The 22,385-nt window shown below is 60.2% G+C and carries 14 protein-coding genes, 5 tRNA genes and 3 rRNA genes; 18 read left to right on the top strand and 4 right to left on the bottom strand.

What is annotated here, in order from left to right; translation table 11 throughout:
* Positions 1–2: 2 nt before the first annotated feature.
* The 3 genes from F7R26_RS19160 to F7R26_RS19150 all read right to left on the bottom strand — a co-directional run bounded on the left by F7R26_RS19160 (position 3) and on the right by F7R26_RS19150 (position 4,253).
* Complete coding sequence (locus F7R26_RS19160; protein WP_150991142.1) at positions 3–281, bottom strand: DUF1488 family protein; 279 nt, start codon at positions 279–281, stop codon at positions 3–5.
* A gap of 92 nt (positions 282–373) precedes the next feature.
* Positions 374–2,452, bottom strand: coding sequence for an FUSC family protein (locus F7R26_RS19155; protein WP_241754365.1), 2,079 nt, complete (start codon positions 2,450–2,452; stop codon positions 374–376).
* Between the two features lie 553 nt (positions 2,453–3,005).
* The gene (locus F7R26_RS19150; RefSeq protein ID WP_150991138.1) at positions 3,006–4,253 is read right to left on the bottom strand and encodes a nucleoside recognition domain-containing protein; all 1,248 of its coding nucleotides are present in this window, start codon (positions 4,251–4,253) and stop codon (positions 3,006–3,008) included.
* 305 nt (positions 4,254–4,558) lie between these two features.
* Between F7R26_RS19150 and F7R26_RS19145 the strand changes: the two genes are divergently transcribed.
* Positions 4,559–5,275, top strand: a complete 717-nt coding sequence (locus tag F7R26_RS19145; RefSeq protein ID WP_150991136.1) for a GntR family transcriptional regulator — start codon at positions 4,559–4,561, stop codon at positions 5,273–5,275.
* 220 nt (positions 5,276–5,495) lie between these two features.
* The gene (locus F7R26_RS19140; RefSeq protein ID WP_170301980.1) at positions 5,496–5,666 is read left to right on the top strand and encodes a hypothetical protein; all 171 of its coding nucleotides are present in this window, start codon (positions 5,496–5,498) and stop codon (positions 5,664–5,666) included.
* A 9-nt stretch (positions 5,667–5,675) separates the two neighbouring features.
* On the opposite strand, the gene F7R26_RS19135 is transcribed toward F7R26_RS19140, so the two are convergent.
* Positions 5,676–6,071 (bottom strand): DUF488 domain-containing protein, encoded by a 396-nt coding sequence (locus F7R26_RS19135; protein WP_150991134.1) that lies wholly within the window; start codon positions 6,069–6,071, stop codon positions 5,676–5,678.
* Positions 6,072–6,716: 645 nt separating this feature from the next.
* On the opposite strand from F7R26_RS19135, the gene F7R26_RS19130 reads away from it, so the two are divergent.
* From F7R26_RS19130 to rpoB, 16 genes are all read left to right on the top strand, one after another.
* Positions 6,717–8,247: ribosomal RNA gene (locus tag F7R26_RS19130) — 16S ribosomal RNA — on the top strand.
* Positions 8,248–8,308: 61 nt separating this feature from the next.
* Positions 8,309–8,385, top strand: a tRNA-Ile gene (locus F7R26_RS19125).
* Between the two features lie 437 nt (positions 8,386–8,822).
* Positions 8,823–11,700 (top strand): 23S ribosomal RNA (locus F7R26_RS19120).
* Positions 11,701–11,836: 136 nt separating this feature from the next.
* Positions 11,837–11,949: ribosomal RNA gene (gene rrf, locus F7R26_RS19115) — 5S ribosomal RNA — on the top strand.
* The 16S, 23S and 5S rRNA genes sit together here with 4 tRNA genes alongside, the layout of an rRNA operon.
* A gap of 337 nt (positions 11,950–12,286) precedes the next feature.
* Positions 12,287–12,372, top strand: a tRNA-Tyr gene (locus F7R26_RS19110).
* Between the two features lie 63 nt (positions 12,373–12,435).
* Positions 12,436–12,509: transfer RNA gene (locus tag F7R26_RS19105), tRNA-Gly, on the top strand.
* 46 nt (positions 12,510–12,555) lie between these two features.
* Positions 12,556–12,630: transfer RNA gene (locus F7R26_RS19100), tRNA-Thr, on the top strand.
* Positions 12,631–12,673: 43 nt separating this feature from the next.
* Complete coding sequence (tuf, locus tag F7R26_RS19095; RefSeq protein WP_006164373.1) at positions 12,674–13,864, top strand: elongation factor Tu; 1,191 nt, start codon at positions 12,674–12,676, stop codon at positions 13,862–13,864.
* 84 nt (positions 13,865–13,948) lie between these two features.
* Positions 13,949–14,024, top strand: a tRNA-Trp gene (locus tag F7R26_RS19090).
* A 61-nt stretch (positions 14,025–14,085) separates the two neighbouring features.
* On the top strand, positions 14,086–14,466 hold the full coding sequence (secE, locus tag F7R26_RS19085) for a preprotein translocase subunit SecE (protein ID WP_006162342.1): 381 nt from the start codon (positions 14,086–14,088) through the stop codon (positions 14,464–14,466).
* Between the two features lie 10 nt (positions 14,467–14,476).
* Positions 14,477–15,058: a transcription termination/antitermination protein NusG gene (nusG, locus tag F7R26_RS19080; protein WP_006162340.1), complete on the top strand. Its 582-nt coding sequence runs from the start codon at positions 14,477–14,479 to the stop codon at positions 15,056–15,058.
* 198 nt (positions 15,059–15,256) lie between these two features.
* Positions 15,257–15,688: a 50S ribosomal protein L11 gene (gene rplK, locus F7R26_RS19075; RefSeq protein WP_006162338.1), complete on the top strand. Its 432-nt coding sequence runs from the start codon at positions 15,257–15,259 to the stop codon at positions 15,686–15,688.
* Positions 15,689–16,384, top strand: coding sequence for a 50S ribosomal protein L1 (gene rplA, locus F7R26_RS19070; RefSeq protein WP_006162337.1), 696 nt, complete (start codon positions 15,689–15,691; stop codon positions 16,382–16,384).
* Between the two features lie 429 nt (positions 16,385–16,813).
* Positions 16,814–17,362, top strand: a complete 549-nt coding sequence (gene rplJ, locus F7R26_RS19065) for a 50S ribosomal protein L10 (RefSeq protein ID WP_017224513.1) — start codon at positions 16,814–16,816, stop codon at positions 17,360–17,362.
* Positions 17,363–17,438: 76 nt separating this feature from the next.
* The gene (rplL, locus tag F7R26_RS19060) at positions 17,439–17,810 is read left to right on the top strand and encodes a 50S ribosomal protein L7/L12 (protein WP_043350387.1); all 372 of its coding nucleotides are present in this window, start codon (positions 17,439–17,441) and stop codon (positions 17,808–17,810) included.
* A gap of 411 nt (positions 17,811–18,221) precedes the next feature.
* A complete protein-coding gene (rpoB, locus tag F7R26_RS19055; protein WP_150985752.1) occupies positions 18,222–22,328 on the top strand; it encodes a DNA-directed RNA polymerase subunit beta in 4,107 nt (1,368 codons plus the stop codon).
* Positions 22,329–22,385 lie beyond the last annotated feature (57 nt).

Below are 22,385 nucleotides of genomic sequence, written 5' to 3'. Positions count from 1 at the left end.
CTTCAGCCTGCGAATCGGATGTGCCCGCTGCGCAACAGGATTTCCCGTGCCTGAGTGAGTTCGAACAGGCCCTCGGCAATGTGTTCGATGCGTTGCCGATGGCTGGTAAACGCCCGCACCAGGTCCTCCTCGCGTGGGGAGCGGGCGCCGAAATGGGTCTCGAGCGCTTCGGCCGTGATCGAATACAAGGTGGGTTGCCCGTTGACAGTGGCGGGGCAGGAGAGGGTCAGGCTAGCCGCACAGTAGGTGGGGACGCTGCGGGGAAAGGAAATTTCGGGCATGGCGTGCCTCACACCGGTCACTGAGGAATGGAACCATTCTAGGAGATGGTTCCGATCCGTGATGTACGCAGAGTGCTGGGCTTTGACTGCCATCAACCCGGATAGGGCAAATGCGGCTCATTAGGCTTGGGCTGGCCGCCAGCCAGCCGGTGCACGGCGGCTACGGCTGTGTGGGTGGCGTTGATCTGGGCCCAAGCGTAGCCGGCCTGTTCAACCAGAAACCGGTCCAGCGGCGCAGCGGAATCGGGCAGGAACCCGCTGGTAAGCGTAGTCACGCCTGCGCCGGGGTTGACTGCCAGGTCGGACAGCTGTGCGGCGAGACCTTGCAGGATGGCCTGCGTGGCCGGTTCCGGCTGGCTTTTGCCCGCTTCGGCCTCTAGCCCGGCGCGCACCAGGCCAGCCAGCGCTGCCATGCGCCGCAAGGCCAGGTGCAGCTGGCTGTACTCGCGGGCCAGTTCTGGAGCGAGTTCTGCCAAGCCCTGTTGCAAGGTTTGATCCGCCCGGCTGGAGGTGCGCCCGGCCGCCATGCGCAAGGCTTCCAGCCGTGTCTGCGTCGGCGCGGGCGAGCGGGTGGGCGAGGTCGTGAACGCGCTGGCGCCGGCAAATGCTGCCCGCAGGTACGCCGTGTTAGCCGCCAGGGCGTCGAGGCTATGGCGATAAACCCGCGACAGCTCGGCCCGCGGCGCAAGCACATAGTAAGTGGCCAGGGCGATCAGGCAGCCCAGCGCCGTGTCGATGCCCCGCAGCGCGGCAAAGTGGCTGCTGTCCGCCGCTGGGGCCCCGACCCACGAGAACAGGATCACCGCGGGCGTCAGGCACATCGCGAAGGCACCGGGGCTGCCGGCGAGCCGGCACGTGTAGGCGGCAGCCAGGCAGCCCGCGCTGATTGCCAGGGCCACCGGCGCCGGCGGGTGAGCCAGGCCGATGGCACAGGCCAATAGCGCGCCGGCCAGGGAACCCGCGAAGCGCAGGAACGAAATTCTGCGGGTGGTTTGCAACTGAGGGCTAAGTACCATGATGACGGTGACCGCTACCCAGTATCCATGGTCGACTTTCCAGAACTGCGCCGGCATCAGGCTCAGGCCGCCAGCCAGCGCCAGCCGCACCGCATGGCGGGCCACGCGGGCATCGCGAGCGGTGTGCTCCGCAACCACGGCGCGCCAACGTTGCCATGTCCGGCGCATGGCGCGCCGCGGCCAACGGTACTCGCGGCGCCAGTCGCCAAAGGCCGGATAGCGGGCCAGTGCACTCAGCGCAGCCTGGTACAAGGGCGGCGCCCCGGCATTGGCCAGCGGTGCATGCAGCCGGCGCAGTTCGCCAGCCAGCGCCGCGCATAGCGACGGCAGGTCAGGCGCGTGATGGGCCAGACCTTCGCAGACCTGCGCCCGGACATCGGTGACGCAGCGCAGCAAGTGGCGCAGCGGCAGGTGCTCTGCGCTGCCCGCGTCATCGGCCCGGCTGCGCAGTTCGGCGGCAACGATCAGCAGGGCGAACATAGCATCAGCCAGGCTCACCACATAGGCATAGTGCATCAGTCCAAGCGGGTCCCGCAGGCTGCGCCGCATGTTGATCGCCTGATGTGCAGCCTCGATACGCTCGCGGATGTCGCGCTTGATGGCCGTCGCATCGCCCACGGGCGCATCGGCCGCCAGATCGGAGGCAAAACGCAGCAACGCATCGAACACCGCCAGTATCTCGGCGCGCGGCCGCGTGTCGCGAGCGGACCGGATCAGGGCCAGGCTGACGACGCAGGCGAAGATTCCACCGAGCAGGAATTCCTGGCTGCGTGCCAGCACACGCACGGCCAGTTTGGCCTCGCCCGCTGGCTGCAGGCAGGAGGCGATCAGCACCACATAGAGCAGCTTGGCCGACAGCGCGGGCACGGGGCCGCGGGTCTCGGCCAGCCCGGCGGCCAGCCCGGCGAAAAGCACCACGGCGAGCGCCGTCCATGGCGTCACCGCCGCAGCGGTGCCCATGGCGCATGCGGCCGCGCCGCCCATGCCGACGGAGCCCAGCGCCGCGAGCCGTTCGGCGGGGGTGCCGCGGCGGTCGGCCAGGCAGGTCCAGATCGAAGCCGTGGCTGCCCACAGATAGCCGGCTTCCCCGGTGAGCCATCCCGTGCCGGCCAGGACCAGGAAGGAGAAGGCGTAGACCAGGCCTCTTTGCAACATCGAGGCATCGGGGCGGGGCAGGCGCAGCGCGGAAATCATGTCAGCAAGGAGGGTGGGCGCTGCGAGGCGGAGATCCGCCCTGCCAGGCGCAAGGGACAGGCTGACTCTACGGGATCGAATGTTGCGTCGCAACATTTCACGCGAAATTCGGGCTTTTACACCGGGGCGGTGCGGATTGGCCTTCTCATGGTGCAGCGCCTGGGCCGCTTTGGTGCGCCGGGCGGGATCGACTGCTGGCTTTGCCGTGAGCCGCCCCAGCAAGGGCAAACCATGCGGACTGGCAAAATGCGGACAAAAAAAACCCGCGCAGTTTCGTGCGCGGGCTGGAATCCACCGAGGTGGTGGAGGAGACAGACTCCACTATACATGATTTGTTGCGTCGCACCAAGCGGCATGCAGGCCAAGCGTGTCTGGCTTCACAAACATGTTGCATGCAAGCAACAAAATGGCGGTGCAACAGATTGAAAACTGGTTTTCTCTCTCTTTTTGCCCTGTTTTCATCGAGGGTTTGTTGACGATTCGCCGGCTTTTATCGCGGCACGGTGTGCCCACTTCAGCGGAAGAACAGGTAGGCGATACCGACCGCGGCGCACAATCCCACAAGATCGGCAAACAAGGCACATGCAAGCGCATGCCGCGTGTTGCGGATGTTGACGCTGCCGAAGTACACGGCGAGCACATAGAAGGTGGTTTCGGTCGAGCCCTGGATGATCGCGGCGAGCTTGCCCTGGAAGGAGTCGACGCCATAGGTGCTCATGACGTCGATCATCAGCCCGCGGGCGCCCGCGCCAGACAGGATTTTCATCAACCCGACTGGCAGCGCGGGGACGAAGGCGGTGTCGAGGCCCAGCCAGGCAAAAGCGGCGCTCAGGCCACGCATCAGGACATCCATGCAGCCGGTCACCCGAAACAACCCGATTGCCACCAGGATCGCCACCAGATAGGGAATGATCTGCACAGCGACGCCGAAGCCTTCCTTGGCGCCGTCGATGAAGGCCTCGTAGACGTTTATGCCGCGTACGGCGCCGCAAATCAGGAAGACCACAATCAACGTCAGGATGAAGCCGCTGCCAGCCAGCGCGGTGGCGGTGCTCACCTGTTCCGGGGGCGCGTGCCGCAGCCAGAGGAAGAGCCCGCCGACAGCCGCCGCCAGCAGCCCGAAGGCGGCCAGCACGGCTGGTTTGAGCACGTTGAGCCGCTGCACCCAGGCCACTGCCAGCAAGCCGGCAACGCAGGACACGCAGGTGGCGAGCAGGGTAGGAAGGAAGATATCCGCTGCATTGAACCCGACCAGGCCTTGCTTGACGGCAATCGCTTGCCGCATGGCGATCACCGAGGTCGGGATCAGCGTCAAGCCGGCCGTGTTCAGCACGATGAACATGATCTGCGCGTTGCTGGCTGTGTCAGCGCGCGGATTGAGTGACTGCAGCTCCCGCATGGCATTGAGGCCGAGCGGCGTCGCCGCATTGTCGAGCCCCAGCATATTGGCCGACACATTCATCATCATCGCGCCCTGGGCTGGGTGGCCCTGCGGAACACCGGGGAAGAAGTGGCGCAAAAGCGGGTTGACCGCGCGCGCAAAGGCGTCGACTACGCCGGCGCGTTCGCCAATGCGCATGATGCCCAGCCACAAGCTCATGACGCCTGCCAGGCCAAGCGAAATCTCGAACGCGGTGCGTGCGTTGTCGAACAGGCTGGCGAGCATCGCCGGAAACACCGCGGTATCGCCTGTCGCCACACGAATGCAGGCGACGATGAAGGCGAGCAGGAAGAAGGAGAGCCAGACCAGGTTAAGAGCCATCGGCGAATCGCAGGCGGGGTTTGGGAGAGGCTTCGCATCATAGCCTGCCGCATTCGTGCCAACGGCGCATGGGCAGCGGCTCACGCCAGGGCCGGCGCGCCCTGGCGTGAGCTGGCGCCGGCAATATGTGTTGCGCAAAAACCGTAGTGCGCCGGTATACAATGCGGACAATGCCGCCGCGGTCGCATTGCCCCTCAGTCTTCCGGGCCAGCACCGCGGTCCCTGATCCCTTTGACACTCGTCCGCGATGGCTCGCCTGTGCGCCGCACCCGAGGACAGTGTCTCGCCGACCCAAGCCAGAATCTATGTCCGACGCCCATGGTACCGAACACGCACTTCCTGGTTCGGATTCCGCAGGCGCCAGTCTTGGCGCCCAGCACTCCCCATTGTTTGCCCTGGTGACCGACACGTTGCGTGAGCGCATCCTTGGCGGGCAGTACAACCAAGGCGAGCGCCTGGTCGAGAACAAGCTTTCCACTGAGCTTGGCGTGTCGCGCATCCCCGTGCGGGAAGCGCTGCGCGCGCTTGCTGCCGAAGGCCTGGTGCGCATCGAGCCCCGCCGGGGCGCCTCGGTGGCGACGCTGTCGCCGAATATCGCCAAGGAAATGGTCGAGGTGCGGGCCACCCTGGAGGGGCTTAACGCCAAGCTGGCTGCCCAGCGCCGTGATCCTGCCCTGATCGCCGAGCTCAGCGAAGTGCTGCGCCAGGGCACCGAGGCCGCCGCGAGCGGACGCTCGGAGCGTTTCATCGAATTGAACACCCGGTTCCATGAGGTGCTGGGCAATATCGCGGCCAATAGTGTGCTGCAGGATATGGTGCGTACGCTTAGAGAGCGCACGGGCCTGCTGTTCGCGCCGGCCAACGTGACGCGTGCCCGGCAGAACTGGGAAGAGCATGCGCAGATCCTGCAGGCCGTCATTGCCGGCGATGCGGATCTTGCGGCGCTGTTGGCGACGCGGCACGTCTATAGCGCCGCCAAGGCGGCCGAAGAGGCGGCAGAGGCCGGCACCACAGGTTCCTGATCGCTGGTAGATAGTATTCGATATACGCAAACGATCCCGCACCAGGTCAAGTCAGTCCCGCCGCCGCCATGGCGCCGCTTTTCGTTGATTTCATTGGCTTTAGCGGCGTTCCGGCAGCAAACCAATGCCCCGGAATGGGGCGTTCGCAAGCCTCAATATGACGCGGCGCACCAAAATTCGGTATACTGTCAATCCTGATGAACCACAATAGGGATTGACCATGGACTACCCGACGCCCGCCTATTTCCGGCAGTCGGTTGGCGAGCAGCTGCTGGCCCACTATGCCGGGCGCGATGCTGTGCGCCATCGCACCCCGCTCCTGCCTATCCGCTGGCCAAGCCTGCGTCCCTTGTTCCGCCGTCTGTGCGTGCGCGACCAAAAGGCGGTCTGAGTGCCGCGCCTAAGATAGCGCGGCCCCGCGTGCCGCTAGCAAGGCGCGCAATATAGAGCGGTGGCATCTTTCCTCGTGTTCGCAATAACAGCCAATCGAGAAATTCGTTTGCTGTGACATCGCGGCCAGCAGATCCAGCGTCCTGCTGGCTTCCGGGCGTGCCATTTCCGCACGAAAGTGCCGCTCGAATGCCCGCCATGCCTTTTCATCCCCTCCGGCCTGTATGTCCAGGGCCTGTGCAACCAGTTCGGCGGAGGGCGACAGGTTCGGAAACCACACATCGTAATAGTCCCGCGTGGCGAACTCGGCTTTCGGCACACCTCGGGGCGGCCTGCGCACGGTGCCGATGCGGATTCCCTCGTCGGGCTCCCGAGGCGAGCCGAGTTTCACGATACGAATGGCCATGCAAGTTCCTCCTTCTATATAGATAGAGTGACCCGCGGGCGTAGCGGACTTCGTCGTGTGCCGCCCGGGGCTGTCCCGCGGCCATAGTTTGCCGCAGCCAGGTGGTTGCCGGCTAGCGCCGCGGCTCGAGGACGCCAACCAGTCCCTACAAACCTTTTGCGGCACTTTTCTGTTGATGCCAGAATCCATTTCAGAAAACGCTTGCCAAGGCCGAGGGGGTCCCCTATGATTCGCCCCCTCGCAACACGAAACACCGCTGCAAAGCAGACGGGACAAGGGTTGCGGGGTTTGCAGGGATGGTTGGCGGCGCAAACGGCGCGGCGAGCTGAAGAAAAAACCTGTTGACGAAACGATGATCACGCTTCATAATCTCGTTTCTCTGCTGCAGCAAACGCAGCGACGCGGTAAGCAAAGCGAACCGCGACCAGTTCTTTAACAAACAAACAACCGATAAGTGTGGGCGCTTGATAGCGGATGCGGAAGACTTCGGTCTTTTAGCTTACAAGTTATAAAGTGCTCGCACAGTAAAACATGTTGGTTATGTCCGGGGTGCAAATCGCGGACGTAGCCAGTCAGTTTTCTGAGAGTGAGCGACCGCTCGAAAGAGCGAGATCCATAGGGAAACCGAAGGATCACACAGGTATTAAACTGAAGAGTTTGATCCTGGCTCAGATTGAACGCTGGCGGCATGCCTTACACATGCAAGTCGAACGGCAGCACGGGAGCAATCCTGGTGGCGAGTGGCGAACGGGTGAGTAATACATCGGAACGTGCCCTGTCGTGGGGGATAACTAGTCGAAAGATTAGCTAATACCGCATACGACCTGAGGGTGAAAGCGGGGGACCGTAAGGCCTCGCGCGATAGGAGCGGCCGATGTCTGATTAGCTAGTTGGTGGGGTAAAGGCCCACCAAGGCGACGATCAGTAGCTGGTCTGAGAGGACGATCAGCCACACTGGGACTGAGACACGGCCCAGACTCCTACGGGAGGCAGCAGTGGGGAATTTTGGACAATGGGGGCAACCCTGATCCAGCAATGCCGCGTGTGTGAAGAAGGCCTTCGGGTTGTAAAGCACTTTTGTCCGGAAAGAAATCCCTTGCCCTAATACGGCGGGGGGATGACGGTACCGGAAGAATAAGCACCGGCTAACTACGTGCCAGCAGCCGCGGTAATACGTAGGGTGCGAGCGTTAATCGGAATTACTGGGCGTAAAGCGTGCGCAGGCGGTTTTGTAAGACAGGCGTGAAATCCCCGAGCTCAACTTGGGAATGGCGCTTGTGACTGCAAGGCTAGAGTATGTCAGAGGGGGGTAGAATTCCACGTGTAGCAGTGAAATGCGTAGAGATGTGGAGGAATACCGATGGCGAAGGCAGCCCCCTGGGACGTCACTGACGCTCATGCACGAAAGCGTGGGGAGCAAACAGGATTAGATACCCTGGTAGTCCACGCCCTAAACGATGTCAACTAGTTGTTGGGGATTCATTTCTTCAGTAACGTAGCTAACGCGTGAAGTTGACCGCCTGGGGAGTACGGTCGCAAGATTAAAACTCAAAGGAATTGACGGGGACCCGCACAAGCGGTGGATGATGTGGATTAATTCGATGCAACGCGAAAACCTTACCTACCCTTGACATGCCACTAACGAAGCAGAGATGCATCAGGTGCCCGAAAGGGAAAGTGGACACAGGTGCTGCATGGCTGTCGTCAGCTCGTGTCGTGAGATGTTGGGTTAAGTCCCGCAACGAGCGCAACCCTTGTCTTTAGTTGCTACGCAAGAGCACTCTAGAGAGACTGCCGGTGACAAACCGGAGGAAGGTGGGGATGACGTCAAGTCCTCATGGCCCTTATGGGTAGGGCTTCACACGTCATACAATGGTGCGTACAGAGGGTTGCCAACCCGCGAGGGGGAGCTAATCCCAGAAAACGCATCGTAGTCCGGATCGTAGTCTGCAACTCGACTACGTGAAGCTGGAATCGCTAGTAATCGCGGATCAGCATGCCGCGGTGAATACGTTCCCGGGTCTTGTACACACCGCCCGTCACACCATGGGAGTGGGTTTTGCCAGAAGTAGTTAGCCTAACCGCAAGGAGGGCGATTACCACGGCAGGGTTCATGACTGGGGTGAAGTCGTAACAAGGTAGCCGTATCGGAAGGTGCGGCTGGATCACCTCCTTTCAAGAGCGTGCATCTTAAGTCGAGCGTTCACACTTATCGGTTTGTTTGCTGTTACAGCCAAGGGTCTGTAGCTCAGGTGGTTAGAGCACCGTCTTGATAAGGCGGGGGTCGTAGGTTCAAGTCCTACCAGACCCACCAAGTTACGGATGGTGGTTCGAAGCCGAACCTCCGGACAGAAGTAAATTGGGGATTAGCTCAGCTGGGAGAGCACCTGCTTTGCAAGCAGGGGGTCGTCGGTTCGATCCCGTCATCCTCCACCAATTACCTCGCACTTCGGTGTGCTCCTTGGATTGGTCGTCAAAGGCAAGCGCTTAGGATTGAGCGTTTGCCTTTGGCCTTGGCCAAGACGTTGCGAGACGCAGTTTCGCACGGCTGTTCTTTAACAATATGGGATGTAGTAAAGGTGTCGTGAGCGTTGATGAGACGCTGCAGTAAAAACACGATACCGGGTTGTGATTGTATCAACCAAAATGTATTTAAGTGATCGAAAGATGACTTGGAATACGGCACAAATGCGAGAACTCATCCTGTAGCGAGCACGGCTTGAACGCAAGTTTGAGACACACTCGTTATAGGGTCAAGCGAACAAGTGCATGTGGTGGATGCCTTGGCGATCACAGGCGATGAAGGACGCGGTAGCCTGCGAAAAGCTTCGGGGAGCTGGCAAACAAGCTTTGATCCGGAGATGTCCGAATGGGGAAACCCGGCCCGAATGGGTCATCCCTGACTGAATACATAGGTCAGGGAAGCGAACGCGGCGAACTGAAACATCTAAGTAGCTGCAGGAACAGAAATCAACCGAGATTCCCAGAGTAGTGGCGAACGAAATGGGAAGAGCCTTGTACTCTTTAGCAGCATTGTTAGCAGAACGGGATGGAAAGCCCGGCCATAGCAGGTGATAGCCCTGTATGCGAAAACAGCGTTGTGGAACTAGGTGTACGACAAGTAGGGCGGGACACGTGAAATCCTGTCTGAAGATGGGGGGACCATCCTCCAAGGCTAAATACTCGTGATCGACCGATAGTGAACCAGTACCGTGAGGGAAAGGCGAAAAGAACCCCGGGAGGGGAGTGAAATAGATCCTGAAACCGCATGCATACAAACAGTCGGAGCCTGGAAACGGGTGACGGCGTACCTTTTGTATAATGGGTCAGCGACTTACATTCAGTGGCAAGCTTAACCGATTAGGGAAGGCGTAGCGAAAGCGAGTCCGAATAGGGCGTTCAGTCGCTGGGTGTAGACCCGAAACCAGACGATCTATCCATGGCCAGGTTGAAGGTGCGGTAACACGTACTGGAGGACCGAACCCACTAACGTTGAAAAGTTAGGGGATGAGCTGTGGATAGGGGTGAAAGGCTAAACAAGTCTGGAAATAGCTGGTTCTCTCCGAAAACTATTTAGGTAGTGCCTCGTGTCTCACCTTCGGGGGTAGAGCACTGTCATGGTTGGGGGGTCTATTGCTGATTACCCCGCCATAGCAAACTCCGAATACCGAAGAGTGCAATCACGGGAGACAGACATCGGGTGCTAACGTCCGGTGTCAAGAGGGAAACAACCCAGACCGCCAGCTAAGGTCCCTAAGATTGGCTAAGTGGGAAACGAAGTGGGAAGGCTAAAACAGTCAGGAGGTTGGCTTAGAAGCAGCCATCCTTTAAAGAAAGCGTAATAGCTCACTGATCGAGTCGTCCTGCGCGGAAGATGTAACGGGGCTAAGCCAGTCACCGAAGCTGCGGATGCACGTAAGTGCATGGTAGGAGAGCGTTCTGTAAGCCTGTGAAGGTGTCTTGTAAAGGATGCTGGAGGTATCAGAAGTGCGAATGCTGACATGAGTAGCGATAAAGGGGGTGAAAAGCCCCCTCGCCGTAAGCCCAAGGTTTCCTACGCAACGTTCATCGGCGTAGGGTGAGTCGGCCCCTAAGGCGAGGCAGAGATGCGTAGCTGATGGGAAGCAGGTTAATATTCCTGCACCGTCGTATGATGCGATGGGGGGACGGATCGCGGAAGGTTGTCCGGGTGTTGGAAGTCCCGGTCCCTGCATTGGAGAAGGCGCTTAGGCAAATCCGGGCGCGGAATTCAAGGATGCGGGGCGAGCGGCCTAGTGCTGCGAAGCAATTGGAAGTGGTTCCAAGAAAAGCCTCTAAGCTTCAGTCATACGAGACCGTACCGCAAACCGACACAGGTGGGCGAGATGAGTATTCTAAGGCGCTTGAGAGAACTCGGGAGAAGGAACTCGGCAAATTGGTACCGTAACTTCGGGATAAGGTACGCCCTTGTAGCTTGACTGGCCTGCGCCAGGAGGGTGAAGGGTTGCAATAAAATGGTGGCTGCGACTGTTTAATAAAAACACAGCACTCTGCAAACACGAAAGTGGACGTATAGGGTGTGACGCCTGCCCGGTGCCGGAAGATTAAATGATGGGGTGCAAGCTCTTGATTGAAGTCCCGGTAAACGGCGGCCGTAACTATAACGGTCCTAAGGTAGCGAAATTCCTTGTCGGGTAAGTTCCGACCTGCACGAATGGCGTAACGATGGCCACACTGTCTCCTCCCGAGACTCAGCGAAGTTGAAGTGTTTGTGATGATGCAATCTCCCCGCGGCTAGACGGAAAGACCCCATGAACCTTTACTGTAGCTTTGCATTGGACTTTGAACCGATCTGTGTAGGATAGGTGGGAGGCTTTGAAGCGTGGACGCTAGTCTGCGTGGAGCCGTCCTTGAAATACCACCCTGGTTTGTTTGAGGTTCTAACCTTGGCCCGTGAATCCGGGTCGGGGACAGTGCATGGTAGGCAGTTTGACTGGGGCGGTCTCCTCCCAAAGTGTAACGGAGGAGTTCGAAGGTACGCTTGGTACGGTCGGACATCGTACCTAAAGTGCAATGGCAAAAGCGTGCTTAACTGCGAGACCGACAAGTCGAGCAGGTGCGAAAGCAGGACATAGTGATCCGGTGGTTCTGAATGGAAGGGCCATCGCTCAACGGATAAAAGGTACTCTGGGGATAACAGGCTGATACCGCCCAAGAGTTCATATCGACGGCGGTGTTTGGCACCTCGATGTCGGCTCATCTCATCCTGGGGCTGTAGCCGGTCCCAAGGGTATGGCTGTTCGCCATTTAAAGAGGTACGTGAGCTGGGTTTAAAACGTCGTGAGACAGTTTGGTCCCTATCTGCCGTGGGCGTTGGAATCTTGACGGGGGCTGCTCCTAGTACGAGAGGACCGGAGTGGACGTACCGCTGGTGTACCTGTTGTCTCGCCAGAGGCATCGCAGGGTAGCTATGTACGGAAGAGATAACCGCTGAAAGCATCTAAGCGGGAAACTCGCCTGAAGATGAGGATTCCCTGGAGCCTTGAGCTCCTTGAAGGGTCGTTCGAGACCAGGACGTTGATAGGCTGGGTGTGGAAGCGCAGTAATGCGTTAAGCTAACCAGTACTAATTGCCCGTAAGGCTTGATCCTATAACCAGTGTGTTTCTACCTGGTGTGAGTGTCGCGTGCCGCTGCCGCAGTAACAAGCAGCTTGGCCGATACGCACAACCCCTACTACATCCCTATTCGCTGCGTTGAGCACACCTCAACGCGGCCACCGTTTATGCCTGGTGACCATAGCGAGTTGGAACCACCCCTTCCCATCCCGAACAGGACCGTGAAACGACTCCACGCCGATGATAGTGCGGATACCCGTGTGAAAGTAGGTAATCGCCAGGCTCTCCCTTGAAACCCCCCAGTACGAAAGTACTGGGGGGTTTTGCTTTTGTGGCGGCGATTTTGCTCGATCAGGCTCCGGCGGCCGCCAGGCCCGCCAGCCCGGTGGCCAGCCACCGGTCAAAGCGAGGCCCGAGAGGCCGCCAGAAGCCGTTCTAGAGCCTCTGGCGAGCCCCTATAGGGTGAAGGTGTTCTTTATCGAATGCCGACGATGATGGTGCGATCGGGCAGCCTAGCTGGTGCCAGGTCAACGTTCCAAGGCCTGTCCTTCCCTACTCTGCATAGTACGGAAAGTGCTTGACAGCCAAGGAAAGTTACACCATAATCAGAAGTTCACTGCGGAGAGGTGCCCGAGTGGCTAAAGGGGGCAGACTGTAAATCTGTTGGCTTACGCCTACGTTGGTTCGAATCCAACCCTCTCCACCAAGAATTGCAAAGCAGTAGTGAGTACCCGGCAGGTGTCGGTGAAGCAGAAAGCGTGGTAACCCGGCGGGTGTAGCTCAATGGTAGAGCAGAAGCCTTCCAAGCTTACGACGAGGGTTCGATTCCCTTCACCCGCTCCAGATTGCCCGGGTTCTTGCAGTTCTAAAAAAGCAGCATTCAAGTTTCGCCCATGTGGCTCAGTGGTAGAGCACTCCCTTGGTAAGGGAGAGGTCGGCAGTTCGATCCTGCCCATGGGCACCAAATACCGCACTAGCAATATCGCTACCGACACAGGAGTCGCGAAATGGCAAAGGAAAAGTTCTCGCGGACTAAACCGCACGTGAACGTTGGTACGATCGGTCACGTTGACCATGGTAAGACCACCCTGACGGCAGCAATTGCTACGGTGCTGGCAGCCAAGTTTGGCGGTTCGGCCAAGAAGTACGACGAAATCGACGCAGCGCCGGAAGAAAAGGCACGCGGTATTACCATCAACACCGCACACGTCGAGTACGAAACGGCTAACCGCCACTACGCACACGTTGACTGCCCGGGCCACGCTGACTATGTGAAGAACATGATCACGGGCGCCGCACAGATGGACGGCGCGATCCTGGTGTGCTCGGCTGCTGACGGCCCCATGCCCCAGACCCGCGAACACATCCTGCTGGCCCGCCAGGTTGGCGTGCCTTACATCATCGTGTTCCTGAACAAGTGCGACATGGTCGACGACGCCGAGCTGCTCGAGCTGGTCGAAATGGAAGTGCGCGAGCTCCTGTCCAAGTACGAATTCCCCGGCGACGACACCCCGATCATCAAGGGTTCGGCCAAGCTGGCACTGGAAGGCGACAAGGGCGAACTGGGCGAGCAAGCCATTCTGGCCCTGGCCGAACAGCTGGACAGCTACATCCCGACGCCGGAACGTGCCATCGACGGTACCTTCCTGATGCCGGTGGAAGACGTGTTCTCGATCTCGGGCCGTGGCACGGTTGTGACCGGTCGTATCGAGCGCGGCATCATCAAGGTTGGTGAAGAAATCGAAATCGTTGGTATCAAGCCGACGGTCAAGACCATCTGCACCGGCGTGGAAATGTTCCGCAAGCTGCTGGACCAAGGTCAAGCTGGCGACAACGTGGGTCTGCTGCTGCGCGGCACGAAGCGCGAAGACGTCGAGCGCGGCCAAGTGCTGTGCAAGCCGGGTTCGATCAAGCCGCACACGCACTTCACCGGCGAGGTCTACATCTTGTCGAAGGACGAAGGCGGCCGCCACACCCCGTTCTTCAACAACTACCGCCCGCAGTTCTACTTCCGTACGACCGACGTGACCGGCTCGATCGAGCTGCCGAAGGACAAGGAAATGGTCATGCCGGGTGACAACGTGTCGATCACGGTCAAGCTGATTGCCCCGATCGCCATGGAAGAAGGCCTGCGTTTCGCTATCCGTGAAGGCGGTCGTACCGTCGGCGCCGGCGTCGTGGCAAAGATCCTCGACTGATAAAGTCGAACAGCGAATACGGCACCAACCGGCCGTATTCGTTGCCAGAGGGGTTGGCCTCATCGCCGACCCCAAAGTTGTTTTAGGGGTATAGCTCAACTGGCAGAGCGTCGGTCTCCAAAACCGAAGGTTGGGGGTTCGATTCCCTCTGCCCCTGCCAATTCAATCAGCCGCGTCGCGATAGAGAGTATCGTGACGCGGCTTAGTCTCGTTTGCGAAACATGGCCAATCCCAACGTCGAAACCGTCAACGCCGCCAGTGGTAAGTGGTTGCTTGGCGCCGCGGTGCTACTGGTGGTTGCCGGCGTCATCGGTTTCTATGCCCTGGCACAGCAACCCTCCTACGTGCGTGGCGCTGCGCTGTTCGGCGGCATTGCGCTGGGCGTGGTGGTCGCGCTGGTATCGGCGCCAGGCAAGGACTTCATCGGTTTCTCCAAGGAATCGTATCGCGAAGTCCGCAAGGTCGTTTGGCCCACCCGCAAGGAAGCCGGGCAGATGACGGGCCTGGTGTTTGTCTTTGTCGTGATCATGGCCGTGTTCCTGTGGTCTGCGGACAAGCTCATCGAGTGGGTCATCTTTTCGCTCGTGCTGGGCTGGAAATGAAGGATAGAACATGACGGATAACGCACAACAGGAAGTCCCCGCAGCTGAATCGCCTTCGTCGAAGAAGCGCTGGTATGTGGTGCACGCCTATTCCGGCATGGAAAAGAGTGTGCAGCGCGCGCTGCAGGAGCGCATCGAGCGCGCCGAAATGCAGGACAAGTTTGGCCGCATCCTGGTCCCGTCCGAAGAAGTCGTTGAAATCAAGGGTGGGCAGAAGTCTGTCACCGAGCGTCGCTTCTTCCCGGGGTACGTGCTGGTCGAGATGGAAATGACCGATGAGACCTGGCACCTGGTGAAGAACACCAGCAAGGTCACTGGCTTCGTCGGCGGTGCGCGCAATCGCCCGAGCCCGATTTCCCAGAAGGAAGTCGACAAGATCATGACCCAGATGCAGGAAGGGGTCGAGAAGCCGCGTCCCAAGACGCTCTTCGAAGTGGGCGAAATGGTTCGCGTCAAGGACGGCCCTTTCACCGACTTCAACGGCAATGTCGAGGAAGTGAACTACGAGAAATCGCGCTTGCGCGTCTCGGTCACTATCTTCGGGCGCGCCACGCCGGTCGAGCTCGAGTTCGGCCAGGTCGAGAAGGTCTAAGTGGTTTAAGCGGTTCAGGTTTTCGCGTTTTATGCTGGCCGCAAGGTCGGCGAAAAATGCAGCGGCCAGTCTCGAAAGGGGCTGGCCACAAGAGGAGCGTGAGGCTGGCTGGGGTGGATGAACCATCCCTGCGGCGATAGCGCGCTACGACTCAACAGGATCGCATTCCGTCAGGAAGCGGTCCGGATTGGAGTAAATATGGCCAAGAAGATCATTGGCTTTATCAAGCTGCAAATTCCGGCTGGTAAGGCAAATCCCTCCCCGCCCGTGGGCCCCGCACTGGGTCAACGCGGTCTGAACATCATGGAGTTCTGCAAGGCGTTCAACGCGCAGACCCAAGGCATGGAACCCGGCCTGCCGGTGCCGGTGGTGATTACCGCCTTCGCCGACAAGAGCTTCACCTTCGTGATGAAGTCGCCCCCGGCGACCGTTCTGATCAAGAAGGCAGCTGGCCTGACCAAGGGTTCGGCCAAGCCGCACACCGACAAGGTTGGCAAGATCACGCGTGCCCAGGCTGAAGAAATCGCCAAGGCAAAGAACGCTGACCTGACCGCTGCCGATCTGGACGCTGCTGTCCGTACGATCGCCGGTTCGGCTCGCTCGATGGGCATCACCGTGGAGGGTCTGTAAATGGCTAAGGTTTCCAAGCGCACCGCCGCGAACAAGGCGAAGATCGAGCGCACCAAGTTCTACCCGATCGACGAGGCCCTGGGCCTGGTGAAGGGTTGCGCATCGGCCAAGTTCGACGAATCCATCGACGTTGCCGTGCAACTCGGCATCGATGCGAAGAAGTCGGACCAGGTGGTTCGTGGCTCCGTCGTGCTGCCTGCCGGTACCGGCAAGTCGGTTCGCGTGGCTGTGTTCGCCCAAGGTGAAAAGGCTGAAGCCGCCAAGGCAGCTGGCGCCGAGATCGTCGGTATGGAAGACCTGGCTGAACAAGTCAAGGCCGGCAACCTGAACTTCGACGTCGTGATCGCTTCGCCGGACACGATGCGTATCGTTGGTACGCTGGGCCAGATCCTGGGCCCGCGCGGCCTGATGCCGAACCCGAAGGTTGGTACGGTTACCCCCGACGTTGCCCAGGCTGTGAAGAACGCCAAGGCCGGTCAGGTGCAATACCGTGTCGACAAGGCCGGTATCATCCACGCCACCATTGGCCGCCGTTCGTTCCAGGACGCCGATCTGAAGCGCAACCTGAGCGCGCTGATCGAAGCCCTGGTGAAGTCGAAGCCGGCTACCAGCAAGGGCGTGTACCTGCGCAAGATCGCTGTTTCGTCCACCATGGGCGTTGGCGTTCGCGTGGAACAGGCTTCGCTGTCGGCCTAAGGCTGGCGGCAACCGCAGGGCGGACCCGATAACGTCGCCCAGCGTAAAGAATTGAGGATCCTGGCCCAGGCCGGGATCGTCTCCCGAATCAGGCGGTGCCCGGTAGGACACCGCAGGATGAAGGAGCAAGGCTTTGGGCAGTGGTGCCCGCCGGCGCGCAAGCGCGGCAGGCACCGCTGGTTATCAAAGACCGCTGGTGGCGGGTGCGGCCGTAGGTTGGCTGCCTCGCCTTAATCGGACGGAACGTACGCAGCGTGGCTTCGGCCTGCCGCGACGCCTCCCGGCCCACCAGCGCAGATGGCGCACCCGAGGGATTGAAGAATCCGGGCAATGACCCGGGTGATTCGGGCCAAATCGGACGCCGTTCGTTTGGACTGATGTGCGTGCCCCGGACGATCCGGGGGACAAGCATCGTTTTGGAGCTTAACCGTGCCACTTAATATTGAAGATAAGAAGGCCGTCGTTGCTGAGGTTTCGGCGCAAGTCGCTAAAGCCCAGACCATCGTCGTAGCCGAATATCGCGGCATTGCGGTTGGCGATCTGACCAAGCTGCGCGCCAAGGCCCGCGAGCAAGGCGTGTACCTGCGTGTTCTGAAGAACACGCTGGCACGCCGCGCCGTGGAAGGCACGCCGTTTGCCGGCCTCGCAGAGCAAATGACCGGTCCGCTGATCTACGGTATTTCCGAAGATGCAGTGTCGTCGGCCAAGGTTCTGAACGACTTTGCCAAGACCAACGACAAGTTGGTTCTGCGCGCAGCGTCGTACGATGGCAATGTGCTCGATGCTGCTGCCGTCAAGGCACTGGCCTCGATCCCGAGCCGTGACGAACTGATTGCTCAGCTGCTTGGCGTGATGCAGGCACCGGTGTCGGGCTTCGCCCGTCTGCTGGCTGCACTGGCCGCCAAGAAGAGCGAAGGCGCCCCTGCCGAAGGCGAAGGCGCTGCCGCCGCCGCCGAGAGCGAAGGCGCAGCTGCTTAAGGCGTAAGCCTTTCGCAGCCTGGCTCATCAAGATCGCATTACCGATACCGAATCACATTTAGCAGGAGTATTCCAAATGGCAATCAGCAAAGACGACATCCTCGAAGCCGTAGGCTCGATGTCCGTGATGGAACTGAACGACCTGGTCAAGGCGTTCGAAGAAAAGTTTGGCGTGTCCGCCGCTTCGATGGCCGTGGCTGCTGCCCCGGGCGCAGGCGCTGCTGCCGCTGAAGAGCAAACCGAGTTCAACGTTATCCTGTCGGAAATCGGCGCAAACAAGGTTGGCGTGATTAAGGCTGTTCGCGAAATCACCGGCCTGGGCCTGAAGGAAGCCAAGGATCTGGTTGACGGCGCACCGAAGGCTGTCAAGGAAGGCGTGGACAAGGCTGCTGCAGCTGACGCCAAGAAGAAGCTGGAAGAAGCCGGCGCGAAGGTCGAAGTCAAGTAAGCTGTACTCGCGTGCCTTTTGGCACGCGAATGGGGCTGGCAAAGGGAGATTCCCGGCGCCAGCCTTTTTGCGCTTCTGCGATGTGTGTTTTACTGTGCACTCGAAAGCGTGGAAAAGTGGCGCAAACGATGCTTGAAAGCAGGGCGTATGCCTAAGCTTGAGCAGAGGCCAAACATCAGTGGCACACTAGGTGGTTGCTGATGTTTGTCTTCTGAACCGACTGCAGAAGACAAGTTTGGTCGGGTGTCCCCCGGGCCGGTATGACGCATTGCGTCGTTTCTGCCGGCTCGCAGCGTGCGGACACCGTCAGCCAGAGGTTGGTAGCGGCCAACCGCCAAATCCCCTCCCAGTCGCTGAACACCTCAGGTGCTGCGCCAGGTCCAGCCAGCCCTGCGATGATTCGGAGATCCCATGGCGTACAGCTTCACCGAAAAGAAGCGCATTCGCAAAAGTTTTGCGAAGCGCGCGACGGTTCATCAGGTTCCTTTCCTGCTTGCCACCCAGATTGAATCCTACGCTCAGTTTCTGCAAGAGGGTGCGCCACCCTCACGTCGCAAAACCGAGGGCCTGCAAGCGGCTTTCAGTGCAATCTTCCCGATTGTGTCGCACAACGGGCTCGCCCGTATGGAGTTCGTCTCCTACCACCTCTCCAACCCGCCGTTCGACGTCAAGGAATGTCAACAGCGTGGCCTGACCTTCCACTCGGCTTTGCGTGCCAAGGTACGCCTGATCATCAACGATCGGGAAAATCCGGGCAAGGTCAAGGAAGTCAAGGAACAGGAAGTCTACATGGGCGAAATTCCGCTCATGACGTCGACCGGCTCTTTTGTCATCAACGGTACCGAGCGTGTGATTGTTTCGCAGCTCCACCGTTCGCCTGGCGTATTCTTCGAACACGACAAGGGCAAGACCCACAGCTCGGGCAAGCTGCTGTTCTCGGCACGGATTATTCCTTACCGCGGCTCTTGGCTCGACTTCGAGTTCGACCCGAAGGACATCCTGTACTTCCGCGTTGACCGTCGCCGCAAGATGCCGGTCACGATCCTGCTGAAGTCGATTGGCCTGACGCCCGAGCAAATCCTCGCGCACTTCTTCGTGTTCGACAATTTCACCCTGCAGTCGGAAGGCGCGCAGATGGAATTCGTGCCCGAGCGTCTGCGCGGCGAAGTCGCGCGCTTCGACATCGCCGACAAGGACGGCCGTGTCGTCGTGGAGAAGGACAAGCGGATCAACGCAAAGCACATCCGCGACCTGGATTCCGCCGGTACCAAGCTGATCAGCGTGCCGGAAGACTACCTGCTCGGCCGCGTGCTGGCGAAGAACATCATCGACCCGGATACCGGTGAGGTGATTGCCAACGCTAATGACGAGCTGACCGAAACCGTGCTGGAAAACCTGCGCGAAGCCGGTGTCAAGCAGATCCAGACCCTGTACACCAACGATCTGGACCAAGGTCCGTACATGTCGCAGACGCTGCGCGTGGACGACACCGCCGACCAGACCGCTGCGCGTATCGCGATCTACCGCATGATGCGTCCCGGCGAGCCGCCGACCGAAGACGCGGTGGAAGCCCTGTTCCAGCGCCTGTTCTACAGCGAAGAGTCGTACGACCTGTCGCGCGTTGGCCGCATGAAGGTCAACAGCCGCCTGGGCCGCCCGAGCGGTGAAGGCAGCATGGTGCTGCAGGACGAGGACATCCTCGAGACCATCAAGATCCTGGTCAACCTGCGCAACGGCAAGGGTGAGGTCGATGACATCGATCACCTGGGCAATCGTCGCGTCCGCTGCGTTGGCGAACTGGCCGAAAACCAGTTCCGTGCCGGCTTGTCGCGCGTCGAGCGCGCCGTGAAGGAACGTCTTGGCCAGGCCGAGACCGAGAACCTGATGCCGCATGACCTGATCAACTCGAAGCCGATTTCGTCGGCCATCCGCGAGTTCTTCGGTTCGTCGCAGCTGTCGCAGTTTATGGACCAGACCAACCCGCTGTCCGAGATCACGCACAAGCGTCGTGTCTCCGCACTGGGCCCGGGCGGTTTGACCCGTGAGCGCGCAGGCTTTGAAGTGCGTGACGTGCACCCGACCCACTACGGCCGCGTGTGCCCGATCGAGACGCCGGAAGGCCCGAACATTGGCCTGATCAACTCGCTGGCACTGTATGCGCGCCTGAACGAGTACGGCTTCCTGGAAACGCCGTACCGCAAGGTGGTCGACAGCAAGCTGACCGACCAGGTCGACTACCTGTCCGCCATTGAAGAAGGCAAGTACGTGGTGGCGCAGGCCAACGCGACGGTTGACGCCGACGGTACCCTGATCGACGAACTGGTGTCGTCGCGTGAAGGTAGCGAGCGGGAAACCCGTATGGTCACGCCGGACCGCGTCCAGTACATCGACGTGGCGCCTTCGCAGATCGTCTCGGCCGCGGCATCGCTGGTGCCGTTCCTCGAGCACGATGATGCGAACCGTGCACTGATGGGCGCCAACATGCAGCGTCAGGCCGTGCCTTGCCTGCGTCCGGACAAGCCGCTGGTGGGTACCGGCATCGAGCGTACCGTTGCGGTCGACTCGGGTACTGCCGTCCAGGCAACCCGTGGCGGCGTGGTGGACTACGTCGATGCCATGCGTATCGTGATCCGTGTGAACGACGATGAAGCCGTTGCAGGCGAAGTCGGCGTGGACATCTACAACCTGATCAAGTACACGCGCTCGAACCAGAACACCAACATCAACCAGCGTCCGATGGTCAAGGTTGGGGATTTCGTCGCCCGTGGCGACGTGATCGCCGACGGCGCATCGACCGACCTGGGTGAGCTCGCGCTCGGCCAGAACATGCTGGTGGCGTTCATGCCGTGGAACGGCTACAACTTCGAAGACTCGATCCTGATCTCCGAACGCGTGGTTGCCGAAGACCGCTACACCTCGATCCACATCGAGGAACTGTCGGTCGTCGCACGTGACACCAAGCTGGGACCGGAAGAAATCACCCGCGACATTTCCAACCTCGCCGAAGCGCAGCTCGCGCGTCTGGACGAGTCCGGCATCACCTACATCGGTGCCGAAGTGGAAGCCGGCGACGTGCTGGTCGGCAAGGTCACGCCCAAGGGCGAGACCCAGCTGACCCCGGAAGAAAAGCTGCTGCGCGCGATCTTCGGCGAGAAGGCTTCGGACGTGAAGGACACCTCGCTGCGCGTCCCCTCGGGGATGAGCGGTATCGTGATCGACGTCCAGGTCTTCACCCGCGAAGGCGTGACCCGCGACAAGCGTGCCCAGTCCATCATCGACGATGAACTCAAGCGCTACCGCCTGGACCTGAACGACCAGCTGCGTATCGTGGAAGGCGATGCCTTCCAGCGTCTGGAACGCCTGCTGCTCGACAAGACCGTCAATGGCGGTCCGAAGAAGCTGTCCAAGGGCGCCAAGCTGACCCGCGAGTACCTGGCCGATCTGGACAAGTACCACTGGTTCGACATCCGCCCGGCCGACGAAGAAGTGGCTGCCCAGCTGGAAGCCGTCAAGGAAGCTATCGAGCAAAAGCGTCACGAGTTCGACCTGGCCTTTGAAGAAAAGCGCAAGAAGCTCACGCAAGGCGACGAACTGCCGCCGGGCGTGATCAAGATGGTCAAGGTGTACCTGGCCGTCAAGCGCCGCCTGCAGCCTGGCGACAAGATGGCAGGCCGTCACGGCAACAAGGGTGTCGTGTCCAAGATCGTCCCGATCGAAGACATGCCCTACATGGCCGACGGCACGCCCGCCGACATCGTGCTGAACCCGCTCGGCGTGCCGTCGCGGATGAACGTGGGCCAGATTCTGGAAACCCACCTGGGCTGGGCCGCGCGCGGCCTGGGCCAGCGTATCGGCTCCATGCTCAAGGCACAGGCGAAGGCGCAGGAACTGCGCCCGCTGCTCGCTCAGATCTACAACGAGAGCGGCAAGCCGGAAGACCTCGACAGCCTGTCGGACGCTGAAGTGCTGGAACTGGCGAACAACCTGAAGAAGGGTGTCCCGTTCGCCACGCCGGTGTTCGACGGTGCGCATGAAGACGAGATCCGCCGCATGCTGGACCTGGCGTACCCGGAAGAGATCGCCCGCGACATGGGCCTGACCGCTTCCAAGCAACAGGTCACGCTGCACGACGGCCGCACCGGCGAAGCGTTCGAGCGTCCGGTTACGCTCGGCGTGATGCACATGCTGAAGCTGCACCACTTGGTCGACGACAAGATGCACGCGCGTTCGACCGGCCCGTACTCGCTGGTGACCCAGCAGCCGCTGGGTGGTAAGGCGCAGTTCGGTGGCCAGCGTTTCGGTGAAATGGAAGTGTGGGCGCTGGAAGCATATGGCGCCTCCTACGTGCTGCAGGAAATGCTGACGGTCAAGTCCGATGACGTGAACGGCCGGACCAAGGTCTACGAGAACATCGTCAAGGGCGAGCACTCGATCGATGCCGGCATGCCGGAATCGTTCAACGTGCTGGTGAAGGAAATCCGTTCGCTGGGTATCGACATCGACCTCGATCGCTATTGATTTGGATCGAGAGTGCGCGGTAGGCCGGCCGTGAATGGCCCGCCTACCGCCGAATGC

Origin of the sequence: Cupriavidus basilensis, from assembly GCF_008801925.2 — a bacterium.
Taxonomy (GTDB): domain Bacteria; phylum Pseudomonadota; class Gammaproteobacteria; order Burkholderiales; family Burkholderiaceae; genus Cupriavidus; species Cupriavidus basilensis.
This window is presented reverse-complemented; position numbering and strand designations above follow the sequence as displayed.